The following is a 19,634-nucleotide window of genomic DNA, read 5'->3' as shown; positions in this document are numbered from 1 at the left end:
GCTCCTCATCGCTTTCGATCGACCAAGGACCGCAAGTTGTTCATCGGGCCCGTCTTTACGCGAGAAGCTGCCGTTACGCCGCGGCGTAGCAAGTTTTACACCTACCGCACCGTCTACGTCGCCGCTCTGTTCCTGCTAATGTGCACCGCCTGGCTGGTAATGGCCGGGACGCAAATCATTCGCAACGTCGGTGATATGGCCCGGTTCGGGGCGGTCCTGTTTCAGATTCTGGCGCCGATTCAGCTGAGCCTGGTGATCTTCTTCGCCGCCTTCTCGTCCGCTTCCGCCGTCGCCCAGGAAAAGGACAAAAAGACCCTGATCCTGCTGCTGATGACCCGGCTGAACAACTCCGAGCTGGTTCTCGGCAAAATGCTGGCGAGCCTCCTGAACGTGCTGGTCCTGATTTTGGCCGCGCTGCCGCTCTTTACGGCGATCGTGCTGTTCGGCGGCGTTTCTCCTTCGCAAATCACCTACGTCTTTCTGGTCACCTTCTTCACCGCGATCACAGCCGGCAGCTTGGGTTCGACCTTGGCGCTGTGGCGTGAAAAGACCTTCCAGACGTTGGCCCTGACCGCATTGACGATCGTCTTCTGGCTCGGCTTCTGCGAAGCGATCGCCGCTGGAGCGTTGACGCCACTGATCGGCGATATGCCGCTCGGGATGTCGCCGGCGACCTTGGCGACCGCGCTAAGTCCGATTCGAGCGGTCCTGGAAGCGGCGCGGCCGTTTCCGACCCTTTCGACCGAACTCGGCGTCTTCGGCAATCCGATCTGGCTTTACCTGGCGATCGCCGCCGTGACGACGCTCGTTTTGAACGGCCTGGCGATCGCCCTGGTTCGAGTTTGGAATCCGTCGCGAGAAGCTCGCCGCGACGCGGGTCCAAAAGCGGAAACGCAAGAGTCGATCTGGGGCGCCGAACACGACCTGGCTCAAAAAGGAAAACCGGCAGGCGCCGAAGCGGACGAATCGCGACGTGCCGAGCACGTGGACGCCCGCACCCGCAAGATGGCGACCAAGCATCGCGAAGTGTGGGACAACCCGGTCTTGTGGCGTGAGACGCAGACCTGGGCGTACGGTCGCAAAGTGATCATCATTCGCATCGTCTACATGCTGCTGGTCGCGGCTGCGGCGGTGGCGCTGCATCAGTTGATTGCGACCAACGCCGCCAAGTCGGTCATCGATCAGGCTGGCGCGATCATTCCGGACGCCGCTCAAGCGTTGACGCCGCTTTACTTGGTCAGCATGGTGATTGTGAACGCCCTGGCCGTTACGTCGATCACCAACGAACGGGACGGACGATCGCTCGATATCCTGCTGGTGACCGATCTGACGCCACGCGAGTTCATTTTCGGCAAACTGGCCGGCGTGCTCTGGGTGACGAAGGAAATGGTCCTCGCGCCGCTCGCACTCACCTTCTACCTCTGGTGGCAAGGGGGAATGTACACCGAGAACCTCGTCTTCCTGACGCTCGGCCTGGCGGTGATGTACATGTTTGTGACGACGCTCGGCATCCACTGCGGGATGATCTACGCCAGCAGTCGCGTGGCGATCGGCGTGAGCCTGGGGACAGTCTTCTTCCTGTTCCTGGGGGTGATTACCTGCATCTTGCTGATGATTTCGTTCAGCGATTCGTTCCACTTCCAGCTCTTCCCGTTCCTCGGCTTTATCGCCGGCGGCGGCCTGGGGCTGTACGTAGCGATCGGGCATCGCAATCCTTCGCCGGCGATCGCCACGGCCGCGTTTGTGGTGCCGCTGGCGACGTTCTACGCGATCACCACGCTGCTGCTGAACAAAAATCTGGAAGTCTTTCTCGTGACTGCCCTCTCCTACGGCTTCACGACATGCGCTATGCTGATTCCAGCAATCTTTGAATTTGATGTCGAAATGGGGAGAACGTCTGGGCAAGATGACTCGTAAGGAGAATCGCCCTCACGCCGGAGCATGGTCATGGAGTTGATTACGGCGATCACGCCGTGGTTGATCTTCATGGCGGCGCTACTCGCTTTATCAGGGATCTTTTCAGCAGCGGAAGCGGCCTTCTTCTATCTGAAGATCGAAGACCGCCGTAAGCTCGCCTCGGGAACCAGCACGCAGCAAATCGCTGCGCAGTTGCTGAACGACCCCGATCGTCTGCTGTCGGCCGTGTTGTTCTGGAACCTGGTCGTCAACGTCCTCTACTTCAGCCTGGCGTCGGTCGTCGGCATTCGGATCGAAAAGGATTTTGGGGGCGCCGCCGCAGCCGGTTTCGCGGCCGGCTCGTTGATGGTGATTATCTTTACCAGCGAAATGCTGCCGAAGAGTCTGGCGGTGCTTCGCGCCCCCGAGATCGCCACCTTTTTGGCGCTGCCGGTCGTCGTGGCGTGCAAACTGGCCGATCCAATCCTGCCGCTGCTGCGAACCGTAATCACCTTGTCGCGGCGACTGATCTGGCCCGGCTTTAAGCCAGAACCGTATCTGCAGGTCTCCGACCTGGAGCGAGCGATCCAGTTCTCAACCGAGAACGCCGCCCTGTTGGAGCAAGAGCAAGTCGCGCTGCAAAACATCGTTTCCCTTTCCGACCTGACGGTGAACGAACTGATGCGGCCGCGGCGCCAATACCGTTCGTTCCGTCCGCCGGTGGCGAAAGCGGACCTGGCCGGCGAAGTTCCTCCCAGCGGCTACCTGCTGGTGACCGAACCTGACTCGGAAGATGTCGCCGGGGCGTTCAACCTGATGACGGCGACAGAACTGCCGGAAGAAAACCTGGAGCGGCTCGCGGTTCCGGTCCTATACGCGCCGTGGTGCACCAAGGCGTCGGTCGTCCTCCAACAGATGATCACCCGGCAGCGCGAAGTCGCCGCAATCGTGAATGAGTTGGGCGAAGTGATCGGCGTGCTGACGCTGAGCGATGCGGCCGAAGCGATCTTCAGTTACCACTCCGGCCGCAGCGAACGCTTGCTGCAGCGTCAAACGTTCGAGCAAGTCGAGCCGGGCGTTTGGCTGATCCCGGGGATGACCAGCTTGCGACGTTTGGCGAAACGCTTTGGCGTTGAGGTCCCGCCGGTTCGTCCGACGACGGTCAACGGCTTGCTGCACGAAGAGCTGGAGCAATTGCCGGAGCCGGGGGACGAAGTTACCTGGGGACCGTTTCATTTTCATGTCGTCTCGGTGCCGCAACGCGGTCAGCCGATCGTTCGGCTTTCTCTTGTTGAGAAAGAGGAGGAGTCGACATGATCTGGATCGTGGGACTATTCTTCTTCTCCGTGTTTCTGTCAGCGTTTTTCAGCGGCACCGAAACCGGCTTTTATCGGGTCACACGGATCCGCCTGGTCCTGGATGCGCTCGACGGCCGCTTCCTGGCGAAGTTCCTGCTGTTCCTGACCAACCATCCAGCGCTGTTCGTTGCGACGACGCTGATCGGCAACAACCTGGCGAACTACCTCGTCTCGTTGTCGATCGTGCTCGCGGCGGGCGCGCTCTTCCCAGGCAATTCGACCGCCGAGTTGTTACTGCCGACCCTGCTCGCTCCGGCCCTCTTCGTCTACGGCGAATCGCTGCCGAAGAACCTCTTCTTTCATGCCCCCAACAAACTGCTGCTGCGCGGCAGTCCGTTGTTCTTCTTGGTGACCATTCTCTTCGCGCCGTTCTCGGCCGTGCTGTGGGTGCTGGGACAAGCGCTGCAGTGGTTGCTCGGCGAATCGCCGACGCAAGTTCGCTTGCAACTGGCCCGCAAAGAGCTGGAAGATGTGCTGGAAGAAGGGGGCGAAGCGGGACTGTTGAACGCCGGGCAACGGCGATTGGCGCAAGGTCTGTTCGCGGTGGCGAATCAATCGGTCGGCGCTTTGGCGACGCCGCTGTCGCGAACCCATGTGGCGACTCTGGGCGCGGACAAGTCGGCGGCCCTGGCCTACGCCAAGAAGAACAAGGTCAGCTCGCTGCCGGTGGCGAACAAGGGAGAGAAGAGCGACATCGTCGGCTATCTGCGGACGTGCGATCTGATTCTGGCGCCGGAAAAGACGATTCAGTCGTATCGCGTGCTGCCGGTGGTCGCCGGTAGCGATACGCAGATCGCAGCGCTGCTAAGAATGCAAAGCAGTGGGGAAAGCATGGCCATCGTCAAAGCCCGCGACGGGAAGACGTTGGGAATCGTCACTCTGGACCAGCTAATGCGGCCGATCTTGTACAGCGAAAGCTAACGGCGCCGACTATTTGTGATAGCCAAGTTCCGAGATTACCTGGAAGATCTCTTCGTAGGTCACGAAACGACGGCGATGCTTGATCTTATAGCCGTCAATCGCGTCCGCAATCTCACGAGCCGCATCCGACAGGTCGCTATGACTGTTGGAAAATTGGCGTCGTTCGTGCTGTTGCGAAGATTGTCGATTCGGATCGCGCCGATCCACAAAATTCGCGTCAAGCAAGTGTGACATGATTGAACCTCGGTTCCCCGTGTCAGTGAATAATTCGCCGACTTTGGCGCTTCTAGGGATAACGTAGAACCGAACCGACGCTTGTCAAACGGACGCCACCCGCTAAGCGCTACGCCGCATGAGCTATCCAGCGTAGGGTTACGCCGGTCGTAGCGATTGTGCGGCTATCGCCGCAGCGTCTCCTCCATTCGCTGCCGAGCAAGGGGGATTTCTGCGGCGATCTCTCGTCCTCGCGCGTTTTGCGGATCCATCGATAAAGTTTGCCGCAAAGCCCATTCGGCCCGCGCGATCCGTCCCGCCGCCAGCTCGCATTGCGCCAAACGAGACATCAGCTCCGGCGTCGGCGCCCCCTTTTCCATCGCGGCGACGAAGTAGTCGCAAGCCGATTCGTAGCGTCCCGCCGCTTGGCAGGTATACCCTTGTTCGACCAATAGCTCGAGCGGCGCTTCTCCCTGCGGATAGGCGCGTTCGGCGCGAGTCAGACTCGCTAGCGAACGGTCCGGCTGAGAGAGATGACGCTGCGTCCGAGCCAGCCGAATGTGAACCGGCGGCAAGTCTTCGGCAAACGAAGCGCAACGCAGGTAACACGCTTCGGCGCCTTTCCAATCGCCGCGCCGCTCAGCCAGATCGCCGGCCAACAGCCAGGCGTCGGCATTGCGCGGATACTTGGCGATCGACTGGTCCGCCTGCTCGCTGGCTTCCGGCAAACGACCGGCAAGATAGTAGATGCGTCCCAGACGAACCATCAGGTTGGCGTCGTCCCCCGAGATGCGAATCGCCTCTTTCATTTCGACAATCGCGCCGTCGATGTCTCCCTTGCGATGGAGCGCTTCGGCGTATTGCGATCGAGTATGCACGTCGACCGGGCACGACTTCTTCGCTTTGGACAACAGCGATTCGGCCCGTTCGACGTCGCCGCGCTGCAGGGCGTCAACTCCTTGCTGCGTCAGCAATCGCCCGTTGACCACCTTTTGATGCTCGGCGCTATGCCGCGAAAAGGCGGCACAGCCGGTCAGTGCTAGCAGAGTTCCCGCCAGAACCAGGCGCAGCACGACCTGCATGCCGGTCTGGCACGAAATTCGATCTCTGCAATCGCCGAAAAGCCGCAGCATAAGCGGTAAATTTGAGGGGGAGGAAGGTATTGGCGCCGGACGATATCAAAACCGGCCAAATCCAGCCAGAGCGGCGCCGGTTACGTTTCTTGCCCAGATCGGTAAAATCGGGTGTTTAGAGAACTAATCGTCCCTGGGAGCCCGACCGATGGCGGCCGTTTACGAAAATTTTGGGATCAGCTTCTCCTATCCCGAGAACTGGAAGCTGGTGGAAGAACAAGCCCAAGAGTGGCCCCGCTCGACCTCGGTCTACAGTCCCAGCGACGCCTTCTGGAACATCACGGTCCATCCCAGCGACACTGATCTGCGGGAAGCGATCGACGCCGTGGTGGTCGCGATGGACGAGACGTACGACGACTTCGAATACGAGATGACGACCGAAACGTTCGCGGATTACGAAACGTACGGCGCTAACATGCACTTTTATTGCCTCGACATGCTCGTCCAGGCACAGGTCCGCGCTTTTGAGTTCCCTGACGCCAAAGTGCTGGTGATGTTTCAGGGAGAAGATCGCGAGTTCGACCGACTGCGTCAAGTCTTTTCGGCGATCACGCACGACCTGGTTAACCGCCAGTCAGCCGCGTAAGAGGCGAAAACGGAATTCGGCAAAAACCGATGGAATCGGAATCTCGTTCCCCTATTATGGAACGAGTCCTCCTGCGAAGCGCCGAACTCCTCCCCTCCTGATCGCACTCGACGAGTTCCGTTCCAGCTTCGCCCCCCTCCTCCATTTGGCTGCGAAGGTACGATGACTCGCTCGCTTGATATCCGCTTGCCGCTTTGCGTTCTCATGACGATGGGATTCTTTCTGCCGGCGACACGCGCGGACGAAGCGAAAGCTATTCGGCCGCCTAACGTCTTGCTGCTGGTCGCTGATGATCTCGGCTACGCGGAACTCGGTTGCGTTGGCAATACGCAGGTGCGCACGCCGCACATCGATCAGTTTGCCGCCAAGTCGCTTTTGTGTCGGCAAGCGTACGTCGCGGCGCCCAATTGCAGTCCCAGTCGCGCCGGCTTTCTATCGGGACGATTTCCGACGCGATTCGGTTACGAGTTCAATCCGATCGGCGCTCGCAATGATGATCTCGGCACCGGGATTCCCTTGCAACAAAAGACGTTGGCCGAGTATCTGCATGACGAAGGCTACACGACCGGTCTGGTCGGCAAGTGGCACTTAGGAGGCGCCGCCGACTTTCATCCGCAGCGTCATGGCTTCGACGAGTTCTATGGCTTTCTGCATGAGGGACATTACTTCGTTCCCTCTCCCTGGCAAGGGACGACCACTTGGCTCCGTCGACGTGGACTCCCCAGCGGCGCCGGCGAACGTTACGCAATCAATGGCCAGCTCATCTATTCGTCGCACATGGGGCATGACGAACCGGCCTATGACGCCAACAATCCCATTTTGCGCGGCGGTCAGCCGGTTCAGGAACTCGACTATTTGACCGACGCGATCACGCGAGAATCGGTGTCGTTTATAGAGCGTTATCAACGGAATCCGTGGTTCCTGTACGTCTCCTACAACGCGGTTCACAGTCCGCTCCAAGCGAAGAATGAGACGCTGGAGCAGTTCGCTGACGTGGAAGACATCCACCGCCGGATCTTTCTGTCGATGCTGGCCGATCTGGACAAAAGCATCGGCGCGATTCTGCAGACCGTGAAAGACACTAACCAGATGGACAACACGTTGATCCTCTTTTTCAGCGACAACGGCGGACCGACGCGCGAGACGACCGCCAGCAATTTGCCGCTGCGAGCGGGGAAAGGTTCGATGTACGAAGGGGGAATTCGGATTCCGATGATCCTGCATTGGCCTGGACATACGAAGGCAGGCTCGACGACCGACAACGTCGTCAGCTCGCTCGATCTCTACGCGACCATGGCGGAGCTAGTCGGTCGCCCGACGCCGTATCCGCTCGACGGCGTGTCGTGGACGCAAAGTTTGTCGGCCGCTCCACCAGAGCGGACGCTCTATTGGCGTCAAGGAAAGCGAGCTGCATTACGACAAGGAAACTGGAAGATCGTGACCGATCGGGGCTACGGTTCTGAGACCGACTGGGAACTGTATGACCTGGGGAGCGACGCCAGCGAAGAAACCGATCTGTCGGCGTCGCCGGAGCTGGGGAAGCGGAAAGAGGACCTCCTCCGCGTCTGGCGAAGTCTCAATCAGGAGATGGCGGAGCCTTTGTTCTAACGACGCTCTCTCTTTGCGGTTTACTCTTTCGACTCGGTCTGAGAATAACGACGCGTTAGCCATCGCTCGCGCCAGACGACGCGCAGGGCGTTCGTCATCATCACCAAGAGGACGAAATGGGTAAGAAAGACGAGCGTGAAAACCAAGAAGCGGGCCAGCAGATTGTCGCCGTAGACCGTTTTGTGCACGACGGGATCGTCGCTAATCGAAAGGAGCGTCATTATGACCGGGATCGCGGTAAGGAGGATGCCGAGATAAATCCCCCATGCCTTGTCGCGCAGAACTGCGACCCCAGCCAAAAACAACGGCAAGACGAGGGTCAAGACCATCACGGCGGCGGTGACATGTTCGCTGGCGAGATCGGCGTTCTCCACATCTTTGTTACCGGCGAACAGCAACTCGGCGCCAATGTTCGTGGTCGTCATCCAAATCACCATGCAGACCGCCAACCAACATGCGACGGCGCCAGCGTCATAGACGCGCTGCTGTTCGTTGGCCCATTGAACAAAGCGTTCCCAAGCGTTCGGGCGACGAATACTGACCCGTCGGCCCGCTAAGGCGAGACGGAGATCGCGAGCCAATTCGGAGCAATTCTTGTAGCGATGTGCAGGATCGCGTTCGATGCATTGCAAGACGATCGCCGCCAGATCACGGGAAACGGCGGGATTCAGTCGCTGCGGCGAAACGATTTGCCCGCGAATCACGGCGTTCGCCACTTCGAAGTAATTCTCTCCTTCGTACGGCGGCTTGCCGGTCAGCATTTCGTAGAGGATGACGCCGAGCGCATAAATGTCGGTATGCTCGCCGGTCGGACCGCGTCCCCGATATTGCTCCGGCGCCATGTAAAGGGGCGTTCCCATCACCAAGCTGGTGGTGGTCTCGCGCATCCGCTGCTCCCCCAACTTCGCGAGGCCGAAATCGGTGATCTGCGGCGTAAACGGCAAATCGCCGCACGGTTTGTTCGTCAGCATCACGTTGCTTGGCTTCAAGTCGCGATGCACGACCCCTCGTTGGTGCGCGTGATCCATCGCATCAGCCAAACGCGCCGCGATCTCGACAGCCGTCCGGACGTTGCGGGGCTGCCCATGTTCGCGCAGATATTGCGCCAAGTTCCGGCCTGGACAGAATGCCGAAGCGATGTACGAAACCTCATCAATTTGTCCAGCGTCGTAGACCGCGACGAGATGCGGGTGCTCCAGCGACGCCGCCAACTCCGCTTCTTGCAGAAAACGCTTCCGCTGCAAGTCAGGGAGATCATCAACGCGGGGGATCTTCAGAGCGACGTCTCGATTCAGTTGCGTATCGGTCGCCAAGTAGACGACGCCGAAACCGCCAGCCCCGATTAATCGCTGCACCCGATAACGCCCCAATTGCTGACCAGGCGACAATCCTAAGGTCGCCGGGGTTGGGGAACCGCCCGTCAAGGTTTCGCGCGTCGATTTACTCGAGTCTTTGAGGGACTGGATCGCCTCATGCAGCTGCAACTGCCGCTCCAGTCGACGCGAGAACTGCGGAAAGCGGGCGGTTAGTTCGGAAAGCTCAAACTCACTTCCCAACAGCGTCCGGCGCAACTGCAGTTCGTTGTAGACCAGATCGAATAAATCCTCCTCGTTGTCCGCGAGTTCCGGGTGCTGCGAAAGATATTGCTCGACGGTCGGCTGTTCCCCTTCGCGCCACCGGCGCGTCTGGTCATGGCAAAGCCGATCGATGAGTCGGTAAGGGGAACGCGAATCGTCGTGCTCATGCATATCCATCGGCGTTCCTAAAACCAAGGAGTCAACGTGCGCCCAATTCGCTCGACGGCGCGATGAAATCGTTTGCGAAGCGCCTCCGGCGATTCCCCCATCTTCTGTCCGATTTCATCCCACTGAAAACCTTGTCGACGCAGGGACGCAATCTCAAACTCTTGCGTCGACAGTTGACGCTCCAACTCTTGCAACAGGTCGGCCATTTCCGCGGCATTGGTCGCCACTTTCTCCCGGCCCACTTTCTCCTCCAACTCTTTCGCTGCGTCCAGCGAACGTACCCGGCGGACGTCTCGCTTGTCGGCCAGTTGGGCGCGATAGGCGTCGTTCGTCTTATTGCGAGCAATTTTCAGCAGCAGTTGCAGCAGCTCTTGGGGCTCGGCAATTTCGTACTGCCCGGCGCCGACGCGCAAAAAGAACGAGATCATCACCGACTGGCAGATGTCCTGCGAGTCGACCACGCGGCGCACCGCAGTACTCCGCAAGCGATACCGAATTTCGGCCCGAATCTCTGGCTCGTAATAACGAAACAACTGCTCAGCCGCGGCCGGTTGCCCACGGCGGATTTGGCGGATGAGCTCCGCGATATCGATTGATTCGTCCGCCATGCCCTGCCCGGCCTGTCGCTATCAATGGGGAGAAAGTCTTGAAGTGCGGCGTCCAGACCATCGGAACCGCCGCTTTATTGTAGCACGCATACCGCCCGAAAGAATGGAGCTGCTATTACCTTTCTCGTGCCGAAATCGCCAATCTATTCCCAGGAATTCGCCGTAAGCATTCTTCATGGATGTTCTTGATTTTCTCCCTTTTCCAAACGCGGACATTTGGTAAACTGGACATTTAGATCCAATAGAAAACGCTAGTTCGCCAAGAGGCGGAATTGTCGTACTGGCAATTTGGACGTCGGACATTGAGACCACTTTTTGAAATTGAGCGGACGCCTGCATAGCCCCTTATCAAGGAGCTATCGATGAGTCATCAGATGGCAAATTCATCGCCGCGCCCCTCGCACTCACGAAAGGGAGATCATGAGCCATCCAACTGCCTGTAATTCGCTGCCGTTTTTCTGCACCAATCAGACGACGCCGCTGGCCGCCGCCTACTGTCCTTGCGACGGTTGCATGTCGCGTTTCAGCTGTCGTGGATGCGGTCATGCGACCGCCGCAAAGTCGACCAGCGCCGCGACGTTGTCGTCGTACGCTCCGACGCCCTGCGAGTCGCGAGCTGATCGCTCCAGTGAGTATTGCTCGCTCGCCTAGCCTCACTTCTTCTACCGGGAAGGGGCGCCAAGTCGCGAACAGAGATCTCAGGGCAAAACCTGAACCGCGCGACCTTCTCTCCCCTTCCCGCATCGACGACGCATTCGCATCCGCTGATTTGAGCGTCGTTCGTCGAGCAAAAGAATCGCCGTTCTGGCAATTTTCTTCTTGCAGCCTCTCTTCAGAAATTCACAAGACGCTTTGCGCAGATGCGAAATGGCAAGCTATAGATGAGTAGCCAGATGGCTATTCCATCGCCGCTGGTCCCACCTTTTTCGGAAAGGGAGATCATGAGCCATTTCACCGAATCCGTAACGCTGCTTCCCTTCTGCGGACAGCAAGTGAACCAGGATGGCGTCGCGTTCTCTCCTTGTACCGGCTGCATCTCTCGCTTCAGCTGCCGCGGCTCTTGGAGTTCTCCTCCGCCGAAGAAACAACCAACTTCGGAAGTCGCACTGCCGATCCTGCTCACGCAGAGCGATGATCACGTCACGCGGCTCGATCCATCGCACGAGTTGGTCGAAACTCGCGAGCACGACTTCTGCACGATCGCCTAAGTCACGTTACGACGCCCCTACCGCCGCGTAGATCCGCTTCGCCCCATCTTCATCCAGCGGCAACGCCATAATTTCCCCTTCGTCCTGGCCGGTGGCCATACAGGCCAACACGCGCGTAAACGCCACATGATCGGGCAGACGGTCTCGGTCAATCCAGATGTCGGCCATATAGATGACGCGTCCGCTGGATAATTCGAGCGGCACGCGCGTCCGACGGGCTTCTCGATAGGAATCGTCTTTGAGCCGCTCCGCCGCGTTGCGCTGCGGCTTCGACATTCCGGCGACGTCCCCTGGCTCAGCCGTGTAGAGCTCAAACAGTTCCGACGCCAATTCACGCATCACGTCGGCCAACGAAGTCGAGGGAGGTTCAAGCGTAAAGATGACGAGCGCCGGCGCCGACGCAATGCTTTGTTTGCGTAAGAATTCGGAGTTGGCCATTACCAACACCGCCAACACCGGCTTCCCATTCTCGCGGATCCGCTTTTCGGCGGCCGCGTCCGAAATCGAACCGTAAATCGAAAGGGCGACGATCGTCAAAACCAACAACAAGACGACCCCAGCACAGACGCCGCCGCCAACCAAAAGCCAAGTCATCAAACCGCCTCGAAGAGTAATTGAGGATGGGAGCGTTAATCGGGTCCCATCCTAGTAACTACAGCGCGGTTTACAACTTTTTCCTGCCGAATTCTACGATCACGCGGCCAGTCGAATCGGACCCTTGGGACTTCGCAGATTAAAGAGACCGAAGATCTCATCTTTCGACAAACCGCCCGGCTGCGGCGTTCCCGCTTCGGCGAACAGCGTGTTGAACAATTCACGCTTCTCGTTGAGCACCTGATCGATTCGCGTTTCGATCGTATTCATCGCCAGGTAGCGTGAAACGGTGACCGCTCCCTTGGCGCCAATCCGATGCGCCCGGTTGATCGCCTGATCTTCGATCGCCGGATTCCACCAGCGGTCAAACAAAAAGACGTACTCGCAGAACTGCAAGTTCAAGCCGACGCTGCCGGCGCCGTAGCTCATCAAAATGACATGCTTCGACGGATCATGCTTGAACTGATCGATCACGCCGTCTCGCTGTTTGCTCGGGATCTTGCCGTGATACTCGAGCGGTCCGAACGGCTCCAGCTGTTTCCGAATCTGCTCGATCGTTTGCGTCCATTGGCTGAAGACGATCGCCTTCTTGCCGCTCGCGGCGACTTCTTCCATGTCGGCCCGCAGCTGCTCCATCTTGCTGCTGTCGCCGGTCCGCGGATCGAAGTTGCAGATCTGTTTCAGCCGCAGCACCAGTTCAAACACGTGCTGTACCGTCAGCTCTTCCCCCATCTTTTCGAGCCGGACGATCCCTTCGTTCTCCGCCAACTCGTACGTTTCCTGCTGAGCCGGCGATAGGGAAAGATCAGCGTCGCGATAAAGTCGCGGAGGCATATCTTCCATCACCATATCCTTGGTACGGCGAATGATGTACTCGCTGGTCGCCGCACAGAGTTGCTTCAGCGGCATCCCCTTGTACAGATAGCCCGGCACCAGGAACTCGAAGATCCCCACCAGGTCGTCGGTACAGTTCTCGATCGGCGTGCCGGTCAGCGCCCAGCTCCGGTCGCGCGGAATCGCTCGCACGATCTGGGCGGTGGTGCTGCCGGAGTTCTTGATCCGCTGCGCTTCGTCGAGCACCACCAGGTCGAACTTCAGCGACTCATCGTTGACGATCGCCTGGTCGCGCATCAAAAGTTCGTAGTTGGCGATCTTGACCGGCGCTTCGGCCGATTGCCATTGCCAGGTCCGTCGCGTTTGATCCCCTTCGATGATCGAAACCGGAATCTCCGGCGCCCACGTGGCGAACTCTCGCTTCCAGTTGGTCACCAGCGGCTTCGGACAGATCAACAAAATGTTGCGAGCCTCGCCTGACCGGATCAACATCCGCATCGTCGAGATCGCCTGCATCGTTTTGCCAAGCCCCATCTCGTCGGCCAGGACCGCCGCTTGCCGCGGGAAGAGAAACGCGATCCCTTCAAACTGGTACGGGAACGGCTCGAAGGGAAACTCCAGCGAACCGGTGCTGACCAGCGACTCAAGCGACGGCTGCAACAAATAGTAAAGCCGATCCTGCAGCTTGATCACGTCGGCCGGAGGCTTGATTCGGGTCGCCGGCTTCTTGCCCTGGCTCGGCTTGGCTTCTTCCTCGCTTGGCTCCGTCGCGGTCTGATTCTCGGCCGGCGGCTTCTTCGCCGGCGGCGGCGAGACCGCCCAATCGGGCGCTTCGGGAAAGACATACGTCTTCACCGCAACGCGCGGCGCTCGACACGGAATCGACACCACCTTCGGCGCGTCGATGTTGGTCGACGTCGATTCGATCGACAGCTCAAGCTGCTCGCTGAAAACTTCGCTCCGCGTTTCGACGCTCACTTCCATGTTGGCGAACGAAACGATCGACGGCGCCGCCGTATCCGCTTCCGGCAGATTCATCTTCCCATCCTTGGGTTTTATGTATCGTCGGGTCGACGCCAGGTCGACCGATCCGCCGCTTAGCCGCGTTGCGACTGCTGCGCTTCGCTGATCGCTTCCTGGATGCGTCCGAAAGGTTCGGTCAAATCGATCCGCGCCGCGAACGTCTCCCAGATCTCCAGCACGTCGCTCCGATCTTGCGGAAACGTGTCGGAGACGAGCACCTCGGCGCCGGCCAGCGCAAACCAGGCCGGCGACTTCGGCGCGACGACCGCATGCGCGGCGTCGACTCGCCAGCTTTGGCCGTCCGTGGTTTCGGTCGTTGCCGCGGCCGGCTGTTCGGCTGCGACTTGGGCGACGGCGATCACCGGGACGTCGACATGTTGGCGAACGGCGAGCACTTCGGTCATATCGGTGCAGATCAACCGCGGAGCGAGGTTCGTCTTGCGAACCAAAGCGGCCGCGATCTGCTCTCCGCAGAGGTATTCGCGAAGCGTCGGGCCGTACAAGATCTCTTGGGCGCGATTCGCCCGAACCGGCGTCGTACAGTGAAACTCAAGCGGACGACCGTTGGAGTTAAGCAATAGGTACCCGCCGAACAGCCCATGCTGCTCGTCTTCGACCACCGTTAAGTATCCTACAGTCGGCACGGAACTCTTGTCCCTCGCAGTCACAGGCGGCTTTCTCTCAGGGTGCATTTTCCGGGGTGCTATCACATCGTCCATGTTCCCTCATGCGACGACGCATCCTTCACAATCGGTGCTGCGCGGCGGTCGACTTTAACTGTCGCAGCGAAGGTACCAAAAGCGGGATTTGCTAGCTGGAGTGACAAAACCCGCAAATGCTCGACAATCTCTGGCGAGCGTGACTATACTTGGTTCATCCAAACGGAGTCATAATCTATGTCCAGCCCGAACAACTTTCCCTCCCTGTTCACCCACGTCGACGTAACTGCCGGTTCCCCCACAGGTAACGACGATGCCGGCGCCGGAAATATCGCCAATTTATTGCAAAGAATGGTGACGCTTCAGGAACGCCAAGCGGAACTGATGGAGGAAATGCTGCAGAACCAAATCTCGCAGCAAAAGCAACGACAAGCCGAACTCTCGGCATGGCGGAAAGCCAACCCTGAACTGGCCGATAAGTGCCGTCGAGCCGCCGAAGCGCTCAGCAAGGTCCACACCGAATTTCTTGATTCGATCGCCGACGAAATCGACGACAGCGGCGAAGATATGGTCGACAGCGAATTCATGCTGACCGAATTCGTCGATCGCTTCGGACCACGCATCGCCCATTTGAACGGCGTGCTGCAAATGCTGGCTCAGCTCGGCAGTCCGCATCCGCCAGGCAAGTAAACTGCTATCATCCAGCGAACAACCAAGCCCCGCTCCAGTCGGGGCTTTTTTTCTGCCTATTCGACCCGCCGTCGGCATCCCCCCGAAACCTGACTGCCAGCAGTGAAGTAGCATTCCTAGACGCTCTTCCGCTGACTTTGACGGGAACCATGCCATGACGAAGCTCCATCGATCGCTCCTCGGCACGCTGCTGCTGACGACTCTGTTTTTGACCACGGCGCCCGCGGCGGAAGAAGCGAAGGTTCGCCAGATCGATCTCGAACCGAAAGACGCCGCTCGTGATCGCGTCGTCCCGATCCGCATTTATCTTCCCGAGACTGAGCAGCCGCTGCCGGTCATTCTCTTTTCGCACGGCTTAGGGGGTTCGCGGAAGAACAGTCCTTACCTGGGGAACTTCTGGGCCGAGCATGGTTACGTCTGCGTCTTCCTGCAACATGCCGGCAGCGACGAAGAGGTCTGGAAGTCGGTCACGCGCCGCGAGATCTTGCCGGCGATGAAGCAAGCGGCCAACGGCAAGAACATGCTCGACCGCAATAAGGACGTCTCGTTCATCCTCGATCAGTTGGAAGTCTGGAGCAAGCAAGCCGACAGCCCGCTCTCTGGCAAGCTCGACCTGGAGCATGTCGGCATGACAGGGCATAGCTTCGGCGCGGTCACCACCACGGCGGTCGCCGGTCGCAAGTTTCCGCTCGGCATGAGCGCCAGCGAACCGCGACTCGACGCCTTCCTGCCGATGAGCCCGCAGACGAGCGAAGGGATGTCGGCCGAAAAGTCGTTCGGCGAAATCAAAGCCCCGATGCTCTGCATGACCGGCACCGAAGACAGCAGCATGATCAGCCCCAACACCACTCCGGCGTCGCGCCGCGAAGTCTACAAAGCGCTTCCCCCCGGCGATAAATACGAACTGGTCTTCGACGGCGGCACGCACGCCACCTTTTCGGACGCCCAAGGAATCCGCATCGGACGGCGCGATCCAGCCCATCACCCCGCGATCCAAGAGATCAGCCTGAAGTTCTGGGACGCCTATCTAAAGAACGACCCCGCCGCCAAGAAGTGGCTGCAGTCGGATCAGGTCCGCAAAGATACGACGCTGAAAGACACCGACGTCTGGCAGTGGAAGTAGCGGCGAAGCGAGGGGGAAGAAGAATAGAACACGGAAGCCACGGACGAGTCACGGTAAGAACACGGCAAGAGAAAGCCCCCAAGCAGCATGCGCGCCCAATCGTAGCCCGAGGCGCAAGCCGAGGGAATGCGGTCGGGAAGAAAAGCGGAAAGCGGAGAGCCGAAAGCGGCAAGAAGCAAACACTAGCCCGCAGCGCAAGCAAGGGAATGCGGCCGCAAGCGATACGCCAAGATCGAATTGCCAAAGATCGCCCGCGCGCGTCAACTCGCGATGGACGCGCAACGAGAATCAACCGACTGGACCGCAGCTCCCAATTTTTTTTCGTCGCGTAGCGCATCTACGGCAGGGTCCGCTGTGCGGACCGCAGAGGCGTCAATCGACGTGGCCAATCTGCTATCGCTTCCCATGGTCCGCACAGCGGACCCTACGAACGGAGTGGACTCGGCCGCGTCATTTTTTTCTGGGGCCGGCATGATCAATCGATACCTCGGATCGTAAAACCGTTTCTCGTCAACGATCTTTTCAATCTCCCCCGCCGCCACCATCCGATCCCAACCGCGAGCGAACTTCGTGCCGTTCATGCCGCAGTTTTCGCGGACGCGGAGCTTCGTCGCATGCGCCTCGCCGAGGTCGGTGATCGCCAGGCGAATTCGGGACCGCATTCGTTGGTCGAGCGCGGCGTCTTTCCAGCGTTCGGCTTCGTCTTGCAGCGTTTCGGCCTCATGCACGTTCGTTTGCCAGCGTCGCCCGGTCGTAGTCGTAGGGCAGGCCGTGCCTGCCGCTCTGCTTGCGAGCGCCAACAATTCGGCAGGCACGGCCTGCCCTACGTCGGTTAGTCTTCCTTCTTCGACATCGACGCCCCACTCGCCACCTTGCCCGGCGTAACCGCCGAGCGTTAGCCAGAGTCGATGTTCTCCGCTGCCTGGCGAATAAGTTTGGCGGCGATTCACCAACAGCCATTGCTGGGCGAAGTCGAGACTGCCGGCGAGGATCGATGCTTCCAACTTGCCAGGCTTCATTTCCTTCCGCGTTTGGATGCAGAGAATCGGCGTCGCGCCGTAATCGAGACAACACTGTGCGAGAGCCTGCAGCGCTTCGGCCTGTTTGCGTTTGCCGGTCGAACTCAAGCGAATCGCATCGATCACCACGACTTCCAGCTCATGCTTCGTGATCCAGTCGCGAAGTTTGCCGAGGCTCTCGGGATCGGCCGGATCGTCGGTGGTCAGGAGCCACATGAAGTTGTTCGAATTGGGCTTCGCCTGACGAGCTTCACCCCACCGCTGCGTCAGATCGGTCAATGTTTGCTGTTGCTGGCTGCTACACGCGAAGCCGACGCGCAGCGGTTTTTCGGCCGCGAAATGATTCAAAAACTTTCCTCCGCTCGCGAGCGCTGCGCACAAGTCGACGGCGAGGGAACTCTTCAGCGTTTTGCTGGGGCCGACAATGACTGCCGGTTCGTTGCGGGTGAGGAAGTTCGATAGCAGCCACTCGCGCGGCTGTTGTTCGGCGAAGAGCTCTTCCGTCGTCAGCGTTCGAAACGAACTGCCGCTGCCGAGTTCGAGTCGCACGATTTCTCCATCGGGCGGCAATTCAACTTGCTCCGGCTCCGGCGTCAGTCGTTTTCTTAAGGCCGCTGCGTAGTCGGCAAATTTGTCCAGGTCGCTGCCGGAGTGGATCACCGCTTGAATCAGCGCCGACGCGGTCAGTTTGTCGTAGCCGTAGGTGAGGAGGTCGGCGAGCAGTTGCTGGTCGTCGCGATCTTCGTCGCCAGTGAGGTGCAGCCCGAGGAGGGCCGAGTAGATGTCGCGATGACACGGCACGCGAAACACTTGCAGCGGGAGGGCATCTTCGCTCAACCGCTCGGGGTACATCATCATGCAGGCGAGCCACTGCGCTTCGATCAGCTCTTCATGCGCCGCGGTGTTGTCAGCTTGTTTGCGTTTCTTCTTTTGCTTCGCGCGCAGCAGGGCGGCGAGGCGCCGGATTCGGGCCTTTCGCATGAGCGTTCCTCTTGATTACGAAAAAGGGGTCAGGTCTCTTTTTCGCGGTTGGACATTTGTTGCCTAGAAAACCTTGTCGCGAAAAAGAGACCAGACCCCTTTTTCGTCGCGACGCGCACGGAGCTGCTGTCGTAGTGCTTTCGTGCTGTGAGAAACGCCTCAGTCCGAGTTTGAGGCGGGTAGAAAAATGGACGCTGCGCGGTTGATCAGACGCCCGCACCTTGAGGGGTTTAGTATACAAAACGCCAGTACGTTTTGCAAGCAGAATTCTTGGTCCGCGTAGGGTGGGTGGAGCAAGCGCGGAGAGGGCGATTTGGCTTGTTAAACGCGGTTCGCTTGTGCAACCCACCTTGGACTGGCAAGCGCATTGTTGGGTTTCGCTTCGCTGCACCCAACCTACGCAGACTGCTGCCCGCCGGGTGGCCCGACCAGTCGGTGACGACTGGTTAGGTCGCTTTAGCGACAAGATGCCGCGCCATGCGGTGGGAGGTGGTTGAGCGTGTGGTTGCTTCGCGACCGGATGGCGCTGCATCTTGTTGCTGCGCAACCCAGCCAGTTCTTTGCGGGAACTGGCTGGGGCACCCTGTGGCTTGGCAAAGCTCAGTCAAACCTTACGCTCGTCAACTTATGCCGCTGACCCTTACCCGCAGAAGCCGTCGCCGACATTGGGGACAGATTTGCTTGTACCAAGTCGCCAATTGAAACGAGATAAACTTTTTTCCACCACAATTCACACAGCAGCGGCGCGTCACTTTCGCGACATTCTTTGCGTATCGCCAGTTCGCTAGTCGTCTTTCGATAAATATCGATAAAGTTAGCATCACGATTGCGGCCGCGAATCCGCCAACCCACGAACGACTCATCAAGCCGACAACAATGCCGGTAACCGTCGTCACGACCAATGTCGGAACGAACGCGAGCTGCCCCGGCGCTAGTTTGGGAAACTCATTCTCTGCGCCGCATTGACGACAGAGCAAAACTCCAATGAGAAATATGCGTCCCGCCGTTTCACGTCCATCTTCAAGCGTTCTGGACGGGTATCGATAGAGAACCTCGAGTTCTCCGTCGTCATTCAGATACCCCAAGTACAAGTCAGAACCCTTCCATCCCCAGGGATACGCAGTCTCATAGCCGGTCTCTTCGTCGAACCAAGATTCCTTCTCCGGCTTCGGATCACACGACTCGCAATAAATGTGATAGACGACGGCCATGGGAAGGCTCAGGGAGACAAACGGTCGCTGCTCGTCGCTAGTTTACTAAATAGAAAGGTCGTAGTCGCAGAATTGGCGCGCGACTTCAGTCTGGGAAGGGTGCGTCTGGACGCACCGGGCAACTGCCGAAAGAGGTTGATTTGTTATCGCGTGGTAGCGCCAAAGCGCCGCCGAGTTGCGTTGCCACGCGAGGAGCGAAACCGGCGATGGGGCAGGTTCTCGGT

Annotated in this window: 17 protein-coding genes; 9 read left to right on the top strand and 8 right to left on the bottom strand. The window is 59.0% G+C overall.

Annotated elements, in window-relative coordinates:
* The first annotated feature begins 36 nt into the window (after positions 1-36).
* Genes LOC68_RS20620 through LOC68_RS20610 form a run of 3 tightly spaced genes read left to right on the top strand, consistent with a single transcriptional unit; the run spans position 37 to position 4,175 of the window.
* On the top strand, positions 37-1,917 hold the full coding sequence (locus tag LOC68_RS20620; protein ID WP_230222249.1) for an ABC transporter permease subunit: 1,881 nt from the start codon (positions 37-39) through the stop codon (positions 1,915-1,917).
* A gap of 30 nt (positions 1,918-1,947) precedes the next feature.
* Positions 1,948-3,213 carry a CNNM domain-containing protein gene (locus LOC68_RS20615; protein WP_230222247.1) on the top strand — a complete coding sequence of 422 codons (1,266 nt, stop codon included), beginning with the start codon at positions 1,948-1,950 and terminating at the stop codon, positions 3,211-3,213.
* Positions 3,210-4,175: a CNNM domain-containing protein gene (locus tag LOC68_RS20610; RefSeq protein ID WP_230222245.1), complete on the top strand. Its 966-nt coding sequence runs from the start codon at positions 3,210-3,212 to the stop codon at positions 4,173-4,175. The genes LOC68_RS20615 and LOC68_RS20610 overlap by 4 nt, the downstream gene beginning before the upstream one ends.
* Positions 4,176-4,184: 9 nt before the next feature.
* Here LOC68_RS20610 and LOC68_RS20605 read toward each other — a convergent pair whose 3' ends face one another.
* A complete protein-coding gene (locus LOC68_RS20605; protein ID WP_230222244.1) occupies positions 4,185-4,409 on the bottom strand; it encodes a hypothetical protein in 225 nt (74 codons plus the stop codon).
* A 164-nt stretch (positions 4,410-4,573) separates the two neighbouring features.
* Entirely contained in the window at positions 4,574-5,470 is an 897-nt protein-coding gene (locus LOC68_RS20600; protein ID WP_230222242.1) for a tetratricopeptide repeat protein, read from the bottom strand.
* 199 nt (positions 5,471-5,669) lie between these two features.
* On the opposite strand from LOC68_RS20600, the gene LOC68_RS20595 reads away from it, so the two are divergent.
* Together LOC68_RS20595 and LOC68_RS20590 are read left to right on the top strand one after the other, a co-directional pair.
* Positions 5,670-6,107, top strand: coding sequence for a hypothetical protein (locus LOC68_RS20595; RefSeq protein ID WP_230222240.1), 438 nt, complete (start codon positions 5,670-5,672; stop codon positions 6,105-6,107).
* Between the two features lie 162 nt (positions 6,108-6,269).
* Positions 6,270-7,715 (top strand): sulfatase-like hydrolase/transferase, encoded by a 1,446-nt coding sequence (locus LOC68_RS20590; protein ID WP_230222238.1) that lies wholly within the window; start codon positions 6,270-6,272, stop codon positions 7,713-7,715.
* A gap of 20 nt (positions 7,716-7,735) precedes the next feature.
* On the opposite strand, the gene LOC68_RS20585 is transcribed toward LOC68_RS20590, so the two are convergent.
* Together LOC68_RS20585 and LOC68_RS20580 are read right to left on the bottom strand one after the other, a co-directional pair.
* Entirely contained in the window at positions 7,736-9,469 is a 1,734-nt protein-coding gene (locus LOC68_RS20585; protein ID WP_230222237.1) for a serine/threonine-protein kinase, read from the bottom strand.
* 8 nt (positions 9,470-9,477) lie between these two features.
* Positions 9,478-10,068: an RNA polymerase sigma factor gene (locus tag LOC68_RS20580; protein WP_230222235.1), complete on the bottom strand. Its 591-nt coding sequence runs from the start codon at positions 10,066-10,068 to the stop codon at positions 9,478-9,480.
* Between the two features lie 420 nt (positions 10,069-10,488).
* On the opposite strand from LOC68_RS20580, the gene LOC68_RS20575 reads away from it, so the two are divergent.
* Together LOC68_RS20575 and LOC68_RS20570 are read left to right on the top strand one after the other, a co-directional pair.
* Complete coding sequence (locus tag LOC68_RS20575; protein ID WP_230222233.1) at positions 10,489-10,719, top strand: hypothetical protein; 231 nt, start codon at positions 10,489-10,491, stop codon at positions 10,717-10,719.
* Positions 10,720-11,009: 290 nt separating this feature from the next.
* Positions 11,010-11,276, top strand: a complete 267-nt coding sequence (locus LOC68_RS20570) for a hypothetical protein (protein WP_230222231.1) — start codon at positions 11,010-11,012, stop codon at positions 11,274-11,276.
* A gap of 6 nt (positions 11,277-11,282) precedes the next feature.
* Here the strand turns inward: LOC68_RS20570 and LOC68_RS20565 are convergent, their stop codons facing one another.
* From LOC68_RS20565 to LOC68_RS20555, 3 genes are all read right to left on the bottom strand, one after another.
* A complete protein-coding gene (locus LOC68_RS20565; RefSeq protein WP_230222229.1) occupies positions 11,283-11,870 on the bottom strand; it encodes a hypothetical protein in 588 nt (195 codons plus the stop codon).
* Between the two features lie 99 nt (positions 11,871-11,969).
* Complete coding sequence (locus LOC68_RS20560; RefSeq protein ID WP_449243699.1) at positions 11,970-13,688, bottom strand: DEAD/DEAH box helicase; 1,719 nt, start codon at positions 13,686-13,688, stop codon at positions 11,970-11,972.
* Positions 13,689-13,801: 113 nt separating this feature from the next.
* Positions 13,802-14,371: a hypothetical protein gene (locus LOC68_RS20555; RefSeq protein ID WP_230222226.1), complete on the bottom strand. Its 570-nt coding sequence runs from the start codon at positions 14,369-14,371 to the stop codon at positions 13,802-13,804.
* A gap of 252 nt (positions 14,372-14,623) precedes the next feature.
* Between LOC68_RS20555 and LOC68_RS20550 the strand changes: the two genes are divergently transcribed.
* Entirely contained in the window at positions 14,624-15,076 is a 453-nt protein-coding gene (locus tag LOC68_RS20550; protein ID WP_230222224.1) for a hypothetical protein, read from the top strand.
* A gap of 154 nt (positions 15,077-15,230) precedes the next feature.
* A complete protein-coding gene (locus LOC68_RS20545) occupies positions 15,231-16,199 on the top strand; it encodes an alpha/beta hydrolase family protein (RefSeq protein ID WP_230222222.1) in 969 nt (322 codons plus the stop codon).
* Positions 16,200-16,459: 260 nt separating this feature from the next.
* Here the strand turns inward: LOC68_RS20545 and LOC68_RS20540 are convergent, their stop codons facing one another.
* Positions 16,460-18,199 carry an AAA family ATPase gene (locus LOC68_RS20540; RefSeq protein ID WP_230222220.1) on the bottom strand — a complete coding sequence of 580 codons (1,740 nt, stop codon included), beginning with the start codon at positions 18,197-18,199 and terminating at the stop codon, positions 16,460-16,462.
* Positions 18,200-19,634 lie beyond the last annotated feature (1,435 nt).

Origin of the sequence: Blastopirellula sediminis, assembly GCF_020966755.1 — a bacterium.
Taxonomy (GTDB): Bacteria; Planctomycetota; Planctomycetia; order Pirellulales; family Pirellulaceae; genus Blastopirellula; species Blastopirellula sediminis.
Note: the sequence above shows the minus strand (reverse complement) of the source record. Positions and strands in the feature narration are given on the sequence as shown.

What these genes read in the sequence shown, in the direction of transcription:
- LOC68_RS20560 (WP_449243699.1), bottom strand. Translation starts at nt 13,688, where the DNA reads ATGGAAGTGAGCGTCGAAACGCGGAGCGAAGTTTTCAGCGAGCAGCTT.
- LOC68_RS20580 (WP_230222235.1), bottom strand. Translation starts at nt 10,068, where the DNA reads ATGGCGGACGAATCAATCGATATCGCGGAGCTCATCCGCCAAATCCGC.
- LOC68_RS20605 (WP_230222244.1), bottom strand. Translation starts at nt 4,409, where the DNA reads ATGTCACACTTGCTTGACGCGAATTTTGTGGATCGGCGCGATCCGAAT.
- LOC68_RS20550 (WP_230222224.1), top strand. Translation starts at nt 14,624, where the DNA reads ATGTCCAGCCCGAACAACTTTCCCTCCCTGTTCACCCACGTCGACGTA.
- LOC68_RS20590 (WP_230222238.1), top strand. Translation starts at nt 6,270, where the DNA reads ATGACTCGCTCGCTTGATATCCGCTTGCCGCTTTGCGTTCTCATGACG.
- LOC68_RS20545 (WP_230222222.1), top strand. Translation starts at nt 15,231, where the DNA reads ATGACGAAGCTCCATCGATCGCTCCTCGGCACGCTGCTGCTGACGACT.
- LOC68_RS20540 (WP_230222220.1), bottom strand. Translation starts at nt 18,199, where the DNA reads ATGCGAAAGGCCCGAATCCGGCGCCTCGCCGCCCTGCTGCGCGCGAAG.
- LOC68_RS20595 (WP_230222240.1), top strand. Translation starts at nt 5,670, where the DNA reads ATGGCGGCCGTTTACGAAAATTTTGGGATCAGCTTCTCCTATCCCGAG.
- LOC68_RS20575 (WP_230222233.1), top strand. Translation starts at nt 10,489, where the DNA reads ATGAGCCATCCAACTGCCTGTAATTCGCTGCCGTTTTTCTGCACCAAT.
- LOC68_RS20585 (WP_230222237.1), bottom strand. Translation starts at nt 9,469, where the DNA reads ATGGATATGCATGAGCACGACGATTCGCGTTCCCCTTACCGACTCATC.
- LOC68_RS20610 (WP_230222245.1), top strand. Translation starts at nt 3,210, where the DNA reads ATGATCTGGATCGTGGGACTATTCTTCTTCTCCGTGTTTCTGTCAGCG.
- LOC68_RS20570 (WP_230222231.1), top strand. Translation starts at nt 11,010, where the DNA reads ATGAGCCATTTCACCGAATCCGTAACGCTGCTTCCCTTCTGCGGACAG.
- LOC68_RS20615 (WP_230222247.1), top strand. Translation starts at nt 1,948, where the DNA reads ATGGAGTTGATTACGGCGATCACGCCGTGGTTGATCTTCATGGCGGCG.
- LOC68_RS20600 (WP_230222242.1), bottom strand. Translation starts at nt 5,470, where the DNA reads ATGCAGGTCGTGCTGCGCCTGGTTCTGGCGGGAACTCTGCTAGCACTG.
- LOC68_RS20565 (WP_230222229.1), bottom strand. Translation starts at nt 11,870, where the DNA reads ATGACTTGGCTTTTGGTTGGCGGCGGCGTCTGTGCTGGGGTCGTCTTG.